At 66.9% G+C, this 13,696-nt stretch carries 14 protein-coding genes and 1 riboswitch; of the genes, 9 read left to right on the plus strand and 5 right to left on the minus strand.

What is annotated here, in order from left to right; all coding sequences use genetic code 11:
- Positions 1-8: 8 nt before the first annotated feature.
- Complete coding sequence (locus R4P95_RS03625) at positions 9-884, minus strand: DUF3027 domain-containing protein (RefSeq protein ID WP_213573375.1); 876 nt, start codon at positions 882-884, stop codon at positions 9-11.
- A gap of 38 nt (positions 885-922) precedes the next feature.
- Here R4P95_RS03625 and R4P95_RS03630 point away from each other — a divergent pair, with 38 nt between their 5' ends.
- The 3 genes from R4P95_RS03630 to R4P95_RS03640 all read left to right on the plus strand — a co-directional run bounded on the left by R4P95_RS03630 (position 923) and on the right by R4P95_RS03640 (position 3,962).
- Complete coding sequence (locus R4P95_RS03630; RefSeq protein ID WP_317743609.1) at positions 923-1,729, plus strand: glutaminyl-peptide cyclotransferase; 807 nt, start codon at positions 923-925, stop codon at positions 1,727-1,729.
- 70 nt (positions 1,730-1,799) lie between these two features.
- A complete protein-coding gene (locus tag R4P95_RS03635) occupies positions 1,800-3,470 on the plus strand; it encodes an MFS transporter (RefSeq protein WP_317743610.1) in 1,671 nt (556 codons plus the stop codon).
- A gap of 6 nt (positions 3,471-3,476) precedes the next feature.
- Complete coding sequence (locus R4P95_RS03640) at positions 3,477-3,962, plus strand: DUF2771 domain-containing protein (RefSeq protein WP_317743939.1); 486 nt, start codon at positions 3,477-3,479, stop codon at positions 3,960-3,962.
- A gap of 71 nt (positions 3,963-4,033) precedes the next feature.
- Here R4P95_RS03640 and R4P95_RS03645 read toward each other — a convergent pair whose 3' ends face one another.
- Positions 4,034-4,444: a cold-shock protein gene (locus tag R4P95_RS03645; protein WP_159926933.1), complete on the minus strand. Its 411-nt coding sequence runs from the start codon at positions 4,442-4,444 to the stop codon at positions 4,034-4,036.
- Positions 4,445-4,587: 143 nt separating this feature from the next.
- Here R4P95_RS03645 and R4P95_RS03650 point away from each other — a divergent pair, with 143 nt between their 5' ends.
- The 3 genes from R4P95_RS03650 (at position 4,588) to R4P95_RS03660 (ending at position 6,298) form a co-directional block, all read left to right on the plus strand.
- A complete protein-coding gene (locus tag R4P95_RS03650; protein ID WP_213573378.1) occupies positions 4,588-4,827 on the plus strand; it encodes a hypothetical protein in 240 nt (79 codons plus the stop codon).
- A gap of 52 nt (positions 4,828-4,879) precedes the next feature.
- Entirely contained in the window at positions 4,880-5,257 is a 378-nt protein-coding gene (locus R4P95_RS03655) for a YccF domain-containing protein (protein ID WP_213573379.1), read from the plus strand.
- Between the two features lie 235 nt (positions 5,258-5,492).
- A riboswitch (cyclic di-AMP (ydaO/yuaA leader) is annotated at positions 5,493-5,707 on the plus strand.
- Between the two features lie 9 nt (positions 5,708-5,716).
- Positions 5,717-6,298 carry a resuscitation-promoting factor Rpf1 domain-containing protein gene (locus R4P95_RS03660; protein WP_317743611.1) on the plus strand — a complete coding sequence of 194 codons (582 nt, stop codon included), beginning with the start codon at positions 5,717-5,719 and terminating at the stop codon, positions 6,296-6,298.
- 67 nt (positions 6,299-6,365) lie between these two features.
- Here the strand turns inward: R4P95_RS03660 and R4P95_RS03665 are convergent, their stop codons facing one another.
- Positions 6,366-6,554, minus strand: coding sequence for a hypothetical protein (locus R4P95_RS03665; RefSeq protein ID WP_109327376.1), 189 nt, complete (start codon positions 6,552-6,554; stop codon positions 6,366-6,368).
- Between the two features lie 60 nt (positions 6,555-6,614).
- On the opposite strand from R4P95_RS03665, the gene R4P95_RS03670 reads away from it, so the two are divergent.
- Both R4P95_RS03670 and R4P95_RS03675 read left to right on the plus strand, forming a co-directional pair.
- Entirely contained in the window at positions 6,615-8,930 is a 2,316-nt protein-coding gene (locus R4P95_RS03670; protein ID WP_317743612.1) for a helicase-associated domain-containing protein, read from the plus strand.
- 109 nt (positions 8,931-9,039) lie between these two features.
- On the plus strand, positions 9,040-10,020 hold the full coding sequence (locus tag R4P95_RS03675; protein ID WP_250777854.1) for an alpha/beta hydrolase: 981 nt from the start codon (positions 9,040-9,042) through the stop codon (positions 10,018-10,020).
- A 280-nt stretch (positions 10,021-10,300) separates the two neighbouring features.
- On the opposite strand, the gene R4P95_RS03680 is transcribed toward R4P95_RS03675, so the two are convergent.
- On the minus strand, positions 10,301-10,960 hold the full coding sequence (locus tag R4P95_RS03680) for a class I SAM-dependent methyltransferase (RefSeq protein ID WP_317743613.1): 660 nt from the start codon (positions 10,958-10,960) through the stop codon (positions 10,301-10,303).
- An 89-nt stretch (positions 10,961-11,049) separates the two neighbouring features.
- Entirely contained in the window at positions 11,050-11,832 is a 783-nt protein-coding gene (locus tag R4P95_RS03685; RefSeq protein ID WP_317743614.1) for a hypothetical protein, read from the minus strand.
- Between the two features lie 168 nt (positions 11,833-12,000).
- On the opposite strand from R4P95_RS03685, the gene R4P95_RS03690 reads away from it, so the two are divergent.
- Positions 12,001-13,680 (plus strand): DNA repair helicase XPB, encoded by a 1,680-nt coding sequence (locus R4P95_RS03690; protein WP_109327371.1) that lies wholly within the window; start codon positions 12,001-12,003, stop codon positions 13,678-13,680.
- The last annotated feature ends 16 nt before the right edge of the window (positions 13,681-13,696 follow it).

Below are 13,696 nucleotides of genomic sequence, written 5' to 3' on the forward strand. Positions count from 1 at the left end.
AGGATCGGCTAGCTGGTCGATGCGGAATCCTCCACGTCGGAGTTCCCGGCCGCGGTCGCCTCGGCCGTCACTGTCTCCGCGTCGGTGTCGGCGTTCCCGGAGTCGGTTCCGGTCGGACCCTCGACCATCTCGACGGCGCCGTCGTCGTAGGCGTCGAACTGCGGCGAACCGGCACCCGACGGCAGCGAGGTGTCCGAATGGGCCCCGCATCCGTAGTCGGCGTCGACGACGTGCCCGTCCGCCGCCAACTCGTTGCCGCACACGCCGAACGCTCGATGCAGCGACCCGGCGAGCGGCAGATAGAACCCGCACAGGGAGCACGTGGACGGGGCCGCCCTGGCCATCTCCGAATCCGGACCGTACTCGCCGTCGTGCCAGCGCTGCGCGGCGTCGAGACGGCCCTCGAGGCTCATCACCTGTTTGCGGCCGAGCCCGATTTCGAGGGCGACGTCGTCGACCTCTGGGTCGCCGTTGGCGACGTAGCCGGGAACGAGCCGGGGGTCGCCGGCCGGGGGTGCCAGCAGATCACCGGCCGACAGGTCACCTGGCCGGATGCGCTGATCCCAGGGAATCCAGTCGGGGGCGACGAGGGCATCGGGTCCGGGAAGGAGGGCGATCTCGCTGACGGTGGCGTGATCCGCCGCGGGATCAGCGGCCACCACCACCGCCCACTGCCAGCCCCGGTAGCCCGGAAGGTCGGCAACGAAACGGTGAGTCGCGGCGCACTCGTCCTCGGTGGTGACACCCAGGTACTCGCCGATTCCCCCGTCCTGCAGTTCGGCCAGCGCGGTTCGGGCGAGCTCGACGGCGTCGGTCAGTACGGGGCGCGACACTGCGCGCTCGTCGGAAGAAGCAACACTCACACCACCAGTTTGCCGCACCACCGCAAGTGGATGCCCACCTGGGCTGTCATGCTGGTCCGATGACCGGCGGAAGGCACCTCGTCCCCGCACTCGCGGCGCCCCTCCTCGGGGTCGCGATGATGGTGACCTCCTGCTCCGCGCAGGCACCCACAGCGGCCGATGCCCCCGACGCCGAGCTGCGTGTCGAGATACTGCGCACCCTCGATCACGACCCGAATGCCTTCACACAGGGGCTCGAGATCGCCGGCGACGATCTCTTCGAGGGGACAGGTCGAAGCGGCGAGTCCTGGGTTCGTGCGACGAACCTGGGCAGCGGGACCGTCCGCGCTCGGGCCGAGCTCCCTCCCCCACTGTTCGGCGAGGGCATCACGGTCGTCGACGACACGGTGTGGCAGCTGACCTGGCGTGACGGGGTGGCCATCGCGCGGGACCGGGAGACCCTGAGCGAGCAGCGACGGGTCACACTGGACGCCGAGGGCTGGGGCATATGCGCGCTTGCCGACACTCTCGTAACCAGTGACGGCTCGTCGACCCTCACCTTCCGCGACCCTCGAACGTTCGAAGCGCAGCGCTCCGTCCAGGCGCGCCGGGACGGGGTTGCCGTCACGCACCTCAACGAACTCGAGTGCGCGGACGACGGCACCATCTACGCCAATGTGTGGACCACCGACACCCTCGTCCGTATCGACCCCGCCGACGGCGGCGTCATCACGGCGATAGACGCAAGCGCACTACGCGACGCCTTGCCGCCCGGGCCGCGGGACGTCGACGTCCTCAACGGCGTCGCCCAGATTCCGGGAACCGACCGTTTCCTCCTCACCGGAAAATACTGGCCGCGCATGTTCGAGGTCCGATTCGTTCCCTGACATGCCGGTCCCACCAGCTTGCCCGGGGTTGCTGTGGTCGGATGTCCGCCGACTAGGACAGAATTGGGGAGTGACCGGACCGCGCGAACCCTTCGACTCCGACAGCAGTCGGGCGCCCCACGGCAATTCCGGGCCCACCGCTCATCCCGGCTACGACAATTATCCTCCGGCTGCCCGCTCCGGAGGACGACGTACGCCGTTGCCGCCCCTGCATCCGGTGGGCGATGGGCAGCGATCCCGGTCGGAGGAGGACCGGGCGAACGCACCCAAGGCGCCGCCGATGCCGCGCAAGCTCACGGTCACCCGGGTAGCCGCCATGCGCAGTCGCGAGCTGACCAACAGGACGATCGCCACTTTCCACCGGGCAGCGAAAGCTGACGGGGCGGACAAATCGGGACTCACCGCGCTCACCTATGCGGTGATGACCAACAACGCGACCGATGCGGCCATCGCCGTCGCGCTCGCGAACACCTTGTTCTTTTCCGCGGCGACGGGCGAGGACAAGACCAAGGTCGCGCTGTACCTTCTGATCACCATCGCCCCGTTCGCGGTCATCGCCCCACTGATCGGCCCGATGCTCGACCGTCTTCAGCACGGTCGGCGCATCGCCCTCGCATCGTCGTTCGGACTGCGTACCGCGCTCGCGATCATCCTGGTCTTCAACTTCGACAGCTGGGTGCTCTATCCCGCCGCACTCGGGATGATGGTGCTCAGTAAGTCGTTCTCGGTCCTCAAGAGCGCTGTCACACCACGAGTGCTACCGCCCGAGATCGACCTCGTCCGGGTCAACTCCCGGCTCACGGTGTTCGGTCTCCTCGGCGGAACCATCGGCGCGGGCGCTCTCGCGGGCGCTCTCGCACTGGTCACCGGATCGTCCATGGCGACGTTGTGGCTGGCCGCGGTGATCACCGTTCTCGGTGCCTACCTGAGCATGCGTATCCCGTCGTGGGTGGAGGTGACCGAAGGCGAGGTCCCGGCCACCCTCACCTACCACGGTGACGACCGGCGCACCGAGGTCATCGACCGCACCCGCGTGATGCCGGAGGCGGACGCCGGCATCAAGTCGGGTAAGCGCAGGCAGCCGCTGGGACGGGCGGTCATCACCGGGCTGTGGGGCAACAGCACGATCCGCGTGCTCACCGGGTTCCTCACCCTGTACATCGCGTTCGTGGCGAAGTCCCGGACCGACCACGAACCACTGATCCAGGCCGCGATGCTGGGCTTGGTCGGGGCGGCTGCCGGCATCGGGAACTTCACCGGCAACGCCGCCGGCGCCCGCCTCAAACTCGGTCGTCCCGCTCTGATCGTTTTGCGCTGCACGGGCGCCGTCTGGGTGGTGGCCGTGATCGCTGCCGTCACCGACAACCTGCTCACCGCAGCCGTTGCCACCCTCGTCGGGTCGGCGGCGAGCGCCCTGGCCAAGGTGTCGCTGGACGCATCCTTGCAACACGATCTGCCGGAAGAATCGATCGCCTCGGGATTCGGTCGTTCCGAGACGGTGCTGCAGCTCAGCTGGGTTGTGGGCGGTGCGCTGGGCGTCCTGCTCCCCACCGAGTACTGGATCGGATTCACCGTGGTGTCGGCGGTCATGACCGTCGGGCTGGTGCAGACGGTCCTCACCTACCGGGGCAGCACGCTGCTGCCAGGGCTCGGCGGAAAGCGGCCCGACCTCGCCGAACAGGAAGTAACTCAGCCAATCTCGACCCACAGGGCCGACCGATCGACGGGAAATGTGACGTAAGTGAGTATGCAGGCGCGAACCAAGAAGACCCTGGCACTGATCACCGTGGGACTGGTCGTGGCAGCCGTGGCCTTCGTCGGGGTTCTGTACACGCTCATTCGGGACTCCGAGCCCCGCCTGCCCGAGATCACCGCCTTCGCGCACGGCCACGCGGAGCAAGTGGCCCCACTGGCGTTCTGCAATCTGTATCTCGAGAACTGCGAGACGGGCCGGCTTGCCGAGCTGAACGTGCCCCCGGGATCCGCGCTGCAGTTGTCGCTGCCGCAGGAGATCGTCGACGCACCGTGGCGCATGGTCGTCGTCTATCAGGACCCTTCGGGGCAGGTCGTCGTGCAGGAGAGGGCGCACCGCGCGGGTGAGACCCGTGCAGTGACCGTGCCGTCGACGGAAGAATTACAACTGGCCGGAGTCGAGATCCAGTTGCCCTCCGCCGTCATCGACGAGCAGGGGCTGACGCAGGCGCGGGCCGCCTGGTCGATCAAGACGGCCTGATTCGACAGCAAGCGAAAAAGGAACCCCGCACCGTGTCGTGGTGCGGGGTTCCTTTTTCGGAAAGCGTTCTGTCAGCTGTCGAGTTCCCGGGCGACGGCGCGGACCACCTCGGAGATGCGCTGAGCCGTCTTGCGGTCGGGGTATTTGCCCCGGCGCAGGTCGGGCTGCACCTTCGCCTCGAGGAGCGTGATCATGTCCTCGACCATGCCGTGCAATTCGTCGGGCGTGTGCTTCTTCGCGGAAGGTTCCTTGCGCCCGGCGTTCTGGCGCAGCGACGGCGCCGGGTCGAGCACTTTCAAGCTCAACGCCTGAGGACCGCGCCGCCCGGCGGCCATGCCGAATTCGACGCGCTGGCCGGCCTTGAGGCCCTCGACGCCTTCGGGCAGAGCGGACGAACGCACATAGACGTCCTCCCCCTCTTCCTGCGACAGAAAGCCGAAGCCCTTTTCGACGTCGTACCACTTCACCTTGCCGGTCGGCACCGCGTTCACCCGCTCATCACTTGAAGTGCAATTGGTATGCAAAACAACGCGCCCCACCTTTGGTGCGGGACGCGCAGTATCCACAGTCTACCTTGCACACACTGCCTCCGGCATTCGGGTTTCCAGGCATTATCGTTGCTGGTGTGCCCCCAGAATCGACTCCCCCGAGCACGCCCGGGACCCCCCGCACCCACGATGGTCTGCTGCGGGTGGCGCTTGCCTTGTTCGCGGTCGGATTCCTCGCGATCGTGGCGATCTTTCTCACCCCGGTGGTCTCGGACAGCGATCCCGGACTCGTCCTGTATCTCATCGCGCTCGCGTGCCCGATCGGTTTCCTTCTCGGGATCGTGGCGGCGCTGAGACAGGGCCGACGAACACGCTGATCGTGCACACGCTCGGCGACGACATCCAGACCCTCACTACGACGGGACGATCATGAGACTTCTGCTCAACATCATCTGGCTGATCTTCGGTGGGCTCTGGCTCGCCTTGGGCTACTTCGTCGCCGGAATCCTCTGCTGCATTCTGATCATCACCATTCCGTTCGGGATCGCCTCCTTCCGCGTCGGCGTCTACGCGCTGTGGCCGTTCGGGAAGACGGTCGTCGACAAACCGACGGCCGGGGTGGCGTCGCTGATCGGCAACGTCATCTGGTTCATCATCGCCGGTCTGTGGCTGGCGATCGCCCACGTCGTCACCGCGGTTGCCATGGCGATCACCATCATCGGCATCCCCCTCGCCGTGGCGAACATCAAGATGATTCCGATCTCGCTCATGCCTCTCGGCAAGGACATAGTCGACGCTCCACGCTGATGTGACGTTACTCACATAACGGCCCGGTAACAGAAGAGCAACGGGTCGGCGATAGGCACGTCTCGCCGCTACTAGCTGGGAAGAGTCCGCGAGGCCCCGAATAGTGGGCTGCATCAGGCACGGACACGCGGCGTTATCAAATGGTGACACTGAGGCCTCGGACCGTTACCGTCGTCAGCGGTCGAGCAAACATCGGCCACATCCGGCCCGCCGCGCCAAGCCTCGTCCCGCGGGTACCGGAGTCCCGACGAAGCATTCCAGGGACGAGGACGGGGGACCCAAAGTCCTCCAGGGAACTCGAGTTCCCAGGCGGACACCGGTCCGAATGTGCCACGCACAGTCGGACCTCGGGGTGAAGCCAGACCCTCTCCAAGCCAGGAGGGGTGAGGCCGGGCGACCTCTCAGCCCGAACCCGACAGCTGACCTCGCAGGCGCGTGTGGAGAGGATCTCGACCCACTATGAGCGGACGTCATCGCAAGCCCACCACCACCGGCCGTACCGTCGCCAAGGTCGCCGTCACCGGCGCCATCATGGGCGTCGCCGGAGCAGCCTTCTCGGGCACCGCCAACGCAGCCCCCGATTCCGACTGGGACCGCCTCGCGCAGTGTGAGTCCGGAGGAAACTGGGGCATCAACACCGGAAACGGCTTCCAGGGCGGCCTGCAGTTCTCGCCCAGCACGTGGAACGCACACGGCGGTAGCCAGTACGCCGCCACCGCCAACCAGGCTTCACGCGAAGAGCAGATCGTCGTTGCCGAGCGTGTTCTCGACTCGCAGGGATGGGGCGCATGGCCGTCCTGCTCCTCGAGCCTCGGCCTGAGCAGCGCCCCCACCCAGCGCAACGCGCCGGCCACCGTGCCCGACGTCCCGGAGGCCCCGGCGCTCCCCGACCTCACCAGCGGCGTTCCGAGCACCAATGCGGCCCCGCAGGCTGCGGACGCCATCGACTCGGCCATCGAGGCCGTCAAGGCTCAGGGTATCCAGATCGATCCCCAGATCCTGCAGCTCATCGACGCCAACCGGGCCCTGCTTCCGCAGTAAGTCCTCTCGGCACAGCGAAGAGGGGCCCTGCACCATTCCGGTGCAGGGCCCCTCTTCTGCCGTTGTACTAGCGGTTGATCACCGTGTGCGGATGCGCGTACGGCAACGACTCCGCCGGCAGCGGGAACTCGGTGTCCTCGCCGAACGGGGACAGACCGCCCGCCCGGCTCGACGACAGTTCGGTCACGGCGTGATCTCCATCGGCGGTTTCGGGCCACCCTGGATCCACATACTGCTTCTTAGAATTGTTAGCCACGGGGACATTTTGACAGGAGCGGTCGGCGACGTACAGCCCAGGTCTCTAATCTGATAGTCGATGACCGACACCGACGACACCGTCACGACCCCCGGCGCCGCTACGAGCACCGCCGGCGGCGCAAGTCTCGCCGACTGGCTGGCAGCGCGCAGCGACGCCCACCTGATCGCGCTGCTTCGTGCGCGCCCCGACTTGGCGGTCCCTCCGCCTGCCACGATCGTCGTTCTCGCCGGACGTGCCGAACAGCGGGCGTCGGTGGCCCGTGCCGCCGACAATCTCACCTCGCTCGAGTTCGGCATCCTCGAACTACTGGCCCTCGACAAAGCGGACGAGATGCCTGTCTCCCGCGCCACACTCCTGGGCGCAGTGGGGACGAGGGTGACCAAGAAGACGGTCGACGCCACCCTCGATACCCTGCGGTCGCTGGCACTGGTGTGGGGCGATGCCGACAATCTCCGCATCGTTCCCGCCGTCGTCGCGACCATTCCGTGGCGCGTCGGACGTATCGCCGAGCCCACGGAGACGCTCGACGAGGCCGGCATCACCGCTGCTCTGGCACAGCTGGTGACGGTCGAACGCGACATCCTCGAGACGCTCGCCCGCTCCACGTCCGTCGGTCGGACGCGGGACGCGGCCCCGGGAACGCCTGCCGATCGGCCCGTGCAGCGCCTTCTCGCCGCAGGACTCCTGCGCTGGGTCGACGAAGAGACGGTGGAGCTGCCGTTCCAGGTGCGTCAGGTCCTGCGCGGTGAAGCCGCTTTCGACCCCACCTCCCTGACGCCGCCCGCCGTGACCGGCCGTAAGTACAAACCGGCCGACATCAATGCCGCAGCGGCGGGTGAGGCCCTCGAACTGGTCCGCCACTGCGAGGACGTCGTCAAGGTTCTCGGAGAGGCACCCGCGCCCGCCCTGCGGGCCGGCGGTCTGGGTGTCCGGGAGCTACGGCGCATCGCGAAGGTGTCCGGGATCGACGAGAACCGGCTGAGTCTGCTGGTCGAGCTTCTCTCGGCGGCCGGGTTGATCGCGAGCGGCGCGCCTGATCCGGCTCCGCCCTCGGACAGTGGGGACAGCTACTGGGCTCCGACGGCCGCCGTCGACAACTGGCTGAATGCGCCGATCGCCCGGCGATGGCACGCATTGGCCTCCGGATGGCTCGAGTTGCCGCGCATGGCGTGGTTCATCGGTATGCGCGATTCCAACGACAAACCGGTTGCCGCCTTGTCGGAGGAGGTGCGGGCGCCGTCCGCACCCCGCGACCGGCAGACGATCCTCGGGCTTCTCGCCGAACTCGGGAGCGGTCAGTCCGTCGCGCCCGCGGAATTGAGCCGACTGCTCGCCTGGCGTCGCCCGCGGTGGGGTGCCCGACTGCGCGTCCATGCGGTGGAGCGGACCCTCGACGAGGCCGCGACTCTCGGTCTGGTCGCGCGCGGCGCCCTCAGCTCTGCCGGTCGTGCGCTTATCCACGGCGGTGACGCCGAGGCGGAGATGCATGCCTCACTCCCCGAGCCCGTCGACCACGTTCTCGTGCAGGCCGACCTCACCGTCGTCGCTCCGGGACCGCTCACACCCGACCTCCTCGAGCAGATTGCGCTGGTCGCGGACATCGAGTCGGCCGGCGCCGCGTCCATGTACCGAATCAGCGAAGACAGCGTGCGCAGGGCACTCGACGCAGGGATGACTGCCGCCGAGCTGCACAGCCTCTTTGCGACCCGGTCGCGCACCCCCGTGCCGCAGTCGTTGTCGTACCTGATCGACGACGTTGCCCGGCGGCACGGACGGCTGCGGGCCGGAGTCGCCTCGTCCTTCGTCCGCTGTGAGGATCCCGCCCTGCTCGCCGAGGTGCTGGCGTCGCCCGTGGCCGCGTCATTGGCGCTCCGCGCGCTGGCGCCGACGGTGGCGGTGTCGCAGGCCCCGCTGCGGGAGGTACTGAACGAACTGCGCGCCGCCGGGTTCGCGCCCGCGGGTGAGGATTCTTCGGGAGCGCTGGTCGACCTCCGTCCGCGGGGCGCGCGGGTGCTGACCCGTCGCAAGGCCCCCGGGTCTCGAGCACCGGCTGTCGCCACCGAAGCGCAGCTCGACGCAGTGGTCCGCACCCTGCGTGCGGGTGATCTGGCCGCATCGGCTCACGGCCGCGGCAGCATCCGCGCCGACGGGTCGCGAGCAAGCAGTGCTGCCACCGTCGCACTGCTCAGCACTGCCGCCCGCGAGAAGAGCAGCGTGTCCATCGGCTACGTCGACGCGCAGGGCGTCGCGACGCACCGCATCGTCGACCCCGTGAGCGTCGGCGGTGGTCAACTCGACGCTTTCGACCCGGCGAGTGGCAGTGTCCGTCGCTTCACACTGCACCGAATCACCTCCGTCGCACGAGTCGACTGAACGGCGCCTCGGATAACGATTGTGCCCAAACACCTGGACTCAGGGTTTCCGGGCAATAACGTGTTACGGGTATGTACCTGGCCGGGGACGACTACCAGGAGGCTGGAACATGAGTGTTACCGGAACGGGCCGGCGGACGATGCTGCGCGCAGTCGTACGTCTGATGGTCGCTGTGGTCATTCTGCCGTTGGCATTCGTACTGGCCGGAGGCGGAACTGCTGCCGCGAACCCGTATGACCGGCTGCGTGAACACTGGGTTGCCGCCCCGGGAGGTGTCGGGCAGATCAAGGTACGGATCTGGCTGGCGAACAACGGCAGCAACAAGGCCCTATACCTGCTCGACGGCCTCCGCGCACCCAACGACGTCAGCGGCTGGGAGCACGAGACCAACGCCGCGTGGCTGTCGGATCACGGAATCAACGTGGTCGAGCCCGTCGGCGGGATGTCCAGCTTCTACTCGGACTGGTACGCCCCGAGCAATACCAACGGACAGCCCTACACCTACAAGTGGGAGTCGTTCCTGACCCAGAACCTGCCCGACTTCCTCGCGAACGTGTACGGCATCAGTCGGACGAGCAACGCCGTGGCCGGGCTGTCGATGGGCGGCAACGCAGCTCTCATACTCGCCGCATATCACCGCGACCAGTTCACGTTCGCCGGTTCGATGTCCGGATATCTCAACCTGTCGGCACCGGGCATGCGCGAAGCCATTCGGGTGTCGATGCTCGACTCCGGCGGCTACAACTCCGACTCCATGTGGGGGCCGCCGTGGGATCCGGCCTGGCTCCGCAACGACCCCTTCGTCGTCGCCCCCCTGCTCCGCGGGCTACCGATGTGGATCTCCGCGGGAAGCGGGCTGCCCGGTGCGTACGACCGGCCGGACTCCGCCATCGGCGTGTTCAACACCAGCACGGCCATGGGCCTCGAAGCGATCGCCCTCGCCCAGAACCGCGCCTTCCAGGTACGGCTCGACACGCTGGGAATCCCCGCGCACTACGACTTCCCCGCCTCCGGAACCCACACCTGGGGCTACTGGCAGGATCAGCTCTGGGCCATGCTCCCGATGATGAAGGCCTCGATCGGCGCCTGACACCCCCCTGTGAGTACTTGTTAACCGCCCGCGGTTAACAAGTACTCACAGGGCTGAAAGCACCAGCCGCGACCCGGCATTCAGGGTGGTTGAAATTTGTGCCATGGCGTGGATCACAGTCTCTGGACTTCCAGACCCGTGCTCGCCAAAATTTCTCATGCGCCGCTCGTCATCACGTAGCAGGTTGTCCGTGTAGCGCCCCTGCCAGCTGATATAGATCGTTGGCAGGGGCTGCGCTTGGCTGCGCCGCACGACTCGCGCGGTGTCACCCCACCCATTATCAGTCGCGGTGAGCCGACAGTAGCCATGCAGGCAGCATGGCCCGGCCCTTGTCGTCGCGCTCCCAGTTCGCGGCCTCCTCCGGTCCGAGCAGCGCGTGGATGAATGCGGGGCGAACATCGTCGATGTTCCAGTACTCCGAGACGGCCTCGCGTAACTCTTCCTCGGTCACCGGATTCGGTCCTTGCCCCTCGGGGAAGGCACCCTTCGCGAACACCAGGATGTAGTACTGCGCACCGGGCGCCGCCGCTCGGGCGACGACGTGCAGGTAGTCGCGGCGACGGTCCACGGGGAGCGAATGGAACAGGGTGCTGTCGACGATCGTGGCGAACCGTCCGTCGAAGCCTGTGAAAGAACTGATGTCCGCCACCTGAAAGGTGGCCGTCGTCAGTCCACGGTCCGCCGCGGCTGCCCGAGCCACGCCAATGGCCGTCGGCGACAGGTCCAGACCGACCACCGTGTACCCCTGGGCCGCCAAGTGGAGGGAAGTTTCGGCATGTCCGCAGCCCGCGTCCAATATGTCGCTGCGGAACTTGCCCTCGGCGATCAGTCCGGCGATCTCGGGTTGCGGCTCACCGATGTTCCATGGCACCGGTCCCGAAAAGTTCTCCGCATCGCCTCGGTAGATGTCATCCCACGGCGCAACCTGGTCGTCGGTCATGACGTCGACGGTACGCCTGCACTTTCCCCGCCACAGCGCATCGGCACGGCCTCGTTGCGACGGGAACGGCACTCACGGTTGCGAAGTCGCTAACCGGTCAAGTTCACCTCGATGCAGTAGGTGCGTTGCGGTTCCGAGAAGGCGATGGGAAATGCGGCGTCGAACTGGTTGCACAGGGATTCGTCGTCCTGGCCGTCGACGCGTTCGACCACTGTGACGGTGTCGGGTTGGGAACAGACACCCGGAACGATTCTGCCGTCGTCCTCGAGGAGGTAGCACGAATCTTTCACCATGTTCGGGACGAGGCACAGCGTGCTTTCGACGGTGTCGTCCTCCCCCACCAGCGTGTAGGAGAAGTAGTCGTCACCGCACTGGACGTCACCGTCCTGCTTGGTGGCCACCTCGTACGTGGCGTCGTCGTCGGAGCAGTCCCGCTTTTCGTGCTCGGTCTCGGCGGCCGTGGTCGATGCGGATTCGAAGAAGACGCAATCTCCGACGTCGAGGCTGTTCTGGTCGGCACTACGCACGGCGAACAGGCCTACTGCGGCGACAGCGGCGAGGAGTACCACGGCGACCACAGCGAGGGTGATGAACAGGCCCTTGCGCGACTTCTTCGGAGGCGGATACTGACCGCCGGGCGGGTACTGCCCGTACTGTCCGGGCGGCGGACCGTACTGACCCGGCTGTCCCGGCGGCGGACCGTACTGGCCCTGCTGTCCCGGCGGCGGACCGTACTGGCCCTGCTGGTACGGCTGCTGCGGGTACTGGCCCTGCTGGTAGGGCTGATTCTGCTGGTACGGCTGCTGCGGGTTGTTCGGCGGCTGGCCGGGGGTGTTCGGATCGGGACGTGGGGGGTCGGGGGGCTGGGTCATCTCAGGCCTCGTCTCTGGGGGAACCACCGGCTCACCTCTCAATTTAGGCGGCCACCGCCCGGAATGTGCTGGTATCGAGCCAGGTGAGGGGTGGCGACGTGGCGCGCCGACGCCCATACCAGGACAATGGACAGGCTGGCCAGAATCCGGCGTGACAAGGAGGCTTCCGTGACCGACGGACCGTTGATCGTCCAATCCGACAAGACGTTGCTGTTGGAGGTCGATCACGAACGCGCGAACGACGCCCGGCAGGCGATCGCGCCGTTCGCCGAACTCGAGCGTGCGCCGGAACACGTCCACACCTACCGCATCACTCCCCTGGCCCTGTGGAATGCGCGAGCGGCCGGGCACGACGCCGAACAGGTGGTCGACGCCCTCGTCAACTTCTCCCGCTATGCCGTGCCGCAGCCTCTGCTGGTCGACATCGTCGACACCATGGCCAGGTACGGCCGCCTGCAGCTGGTTAAGAACCCCGCGCACGGGTTGACTCTCGTCAGTCTGGACCGCGCCGTACTCACCGAGGTGACCCGGCACAAGAAGATCGCCCCGATGCTCGGCGCCCGTGTCGACGACGACACCGTCGTAGTTCATCCGAGTGAGCGCGGACGACTCAAGCAGCTCCTCCTCAAGGTGGGCTGGCCGGCCGAAGACCTCGCCGGATATGTCGACGGTGAAGCCCACCAGATCGACCTCGACTACGACGGCACGTCGCCCGGATCGGCGGACGGCCATTGGCATCTGCGCGACTACCAGGAAATGGCAGCCGACTCCTTCTGGGCGGGCGGTTCCGGTGTCGTCGTCCTTCCCTGTGGCGCAGGCAAGACCATGGTCGGTGCCGCGGCCATGGCCAAGGCGAAAGCCACCACGTTGATCCTCGTCACGAACACCGTCGCGGGACGCCAGTGGAAACGGGAGCTCATCGCCCGCACCTCCCTCACGGAGGAGGAAATCGGCGAATATTCCGGTGAGCGCAAGGAAATTCGGCCCGTCACCATCGCCACGTATCAGGTGATCACGCGCCGGACCAAAGGTGAGTACAAGCACCTCGAACTGTTCGACTCCCGCGACTGGGGCCTCGTGATCTACGACGAGGTCCACCTCCTTCCGGCCCCGGTGTTCCGTATGACCGCCGACCTGCAGTCCCGTCGCCGCCTCGGCCTCACCGCCACGTTGGTGCGTGAGGACGGTCGCGAGGGCGACGTCTTCTCGCTGATCGGCCCCAAGCGGTACGACGCACCGTGGAAGGACATCGAGGCGCAGGGCTGGATCGCTCCCGCCGACTGCGTCGAGGTGCGGGTCACGTTGACCGATGCCGAGCGCATGGCCTACGCAGTCGCCGAACCCGACGAGCGGTACAAGCTGTGTTCAACAGCACACACGAAAATCGCAGTGGTCAAATCGATCCTCGAGCGGCATACCGATGCACCCACGCTCATCATCGGCGCCTACCTCGACCAACTCGACGAGCTGGGTGAGGCGTTGAACGCACCGGTCATCAAGGGCTCCACCAAGAACAAGGAACGTGAGGAGCTCTTCGACAGCTTCCGGGCAGGGGACATCCAGACGTTGGTGGTGAGCAAGGTTGCCAACTTCTCGATCGACCTTCCGGAAGCATCCGTCGCGGTACAGGTTTCAGGCACGTTCGGGTCGCGGCAGGAGGAAGCCCAGCGGCTCGGACGGCTGCTGCGCCCCAAGCAGGACGGCGGCCAAGCGCACTTCTACTCCGTCGTCGCCCGCGACACCCTCGACGCCGAGTACGCCGCACACCGGCAGCGCTTTCTGGCGGAGCAGGGCTATGCGTACCGGATCACCGACGCCGACGACCTCCTCGGGCCCGCCATCGGGTGACTCCGCCGCCGCGGAG

Origin of the sequence: Rhodococcus sp. IEGM 27 (assembly GCF_033142305.1) — a bacterium.
Classification (GTDB): domain Bacteria; phylum Actinomycetota; class Actinomycetes; order Mycobacteriales; family Mycobacteriaceae; genus Rhodococcus_F; species Rhodococcus_F oxybenzonivorans.

Excerpts from the sequence above, each read along its gene's own strand:
- R4P95_RS03630 (WP_317743609.1), top strand. The coding sequence starts at position 923 with ATGACCGGCGGAAGGCACCTCGTCCCCGCACTCGCGGCGCCCCTCCTC.
- R4P95_RS03640 (WP_317743939.1), top strand. The coding sequence starts at position 3,477 with ATGCAGGCGCGAACCAAGAAGACCCTGGCACTGATCACCGTGGGACTG.
- R4P95_RS03655 (WP_213573379.1), top strand. The coding sequence starts at position 4,880 with ATGAGACTTCTGCTCAACATCATCTGGCTGATCTTCGGTGGGCTCTGG.
- R4P95_RS03660 (WP_317743611.1), top strand. The coding sequence starts at position 5,717 with ATGAGCGGACGTCATCGCAAGCCCACCACCACCGGCCGTACCGTCGCC.
- R4P95_RS03670 (WP_317743612.1), top strand. The coding sequence starts at position 6,615 with ATGACCGACACCGACGACACCGTCACGACCCCCGGCGCCGCTACGAGC.
- R4P95_RS03675 (WP_250777854.1), top strand. The coding sequence starts at position 9,040 with ATGAGTGTTACCGGAACGGGCCGGCGGACGATGCTGCGCGCAGTCGTA.
- R4P95_RS03680 (WP_317743613.1), bottom strand. The coding sequence starts at position 10,960 with ATGACCGACGACCAGGTTGCGCCGTGGGATGACATCTACCGAGGCGAT.
- R4P95_RS03685 (WP_317743614.1), bottom strand. The coding sequence starts at position 11,832 with ATGACCCAGCCCCCCGACCCCCCACGTCCCGATCCGAACACCCCCGGC.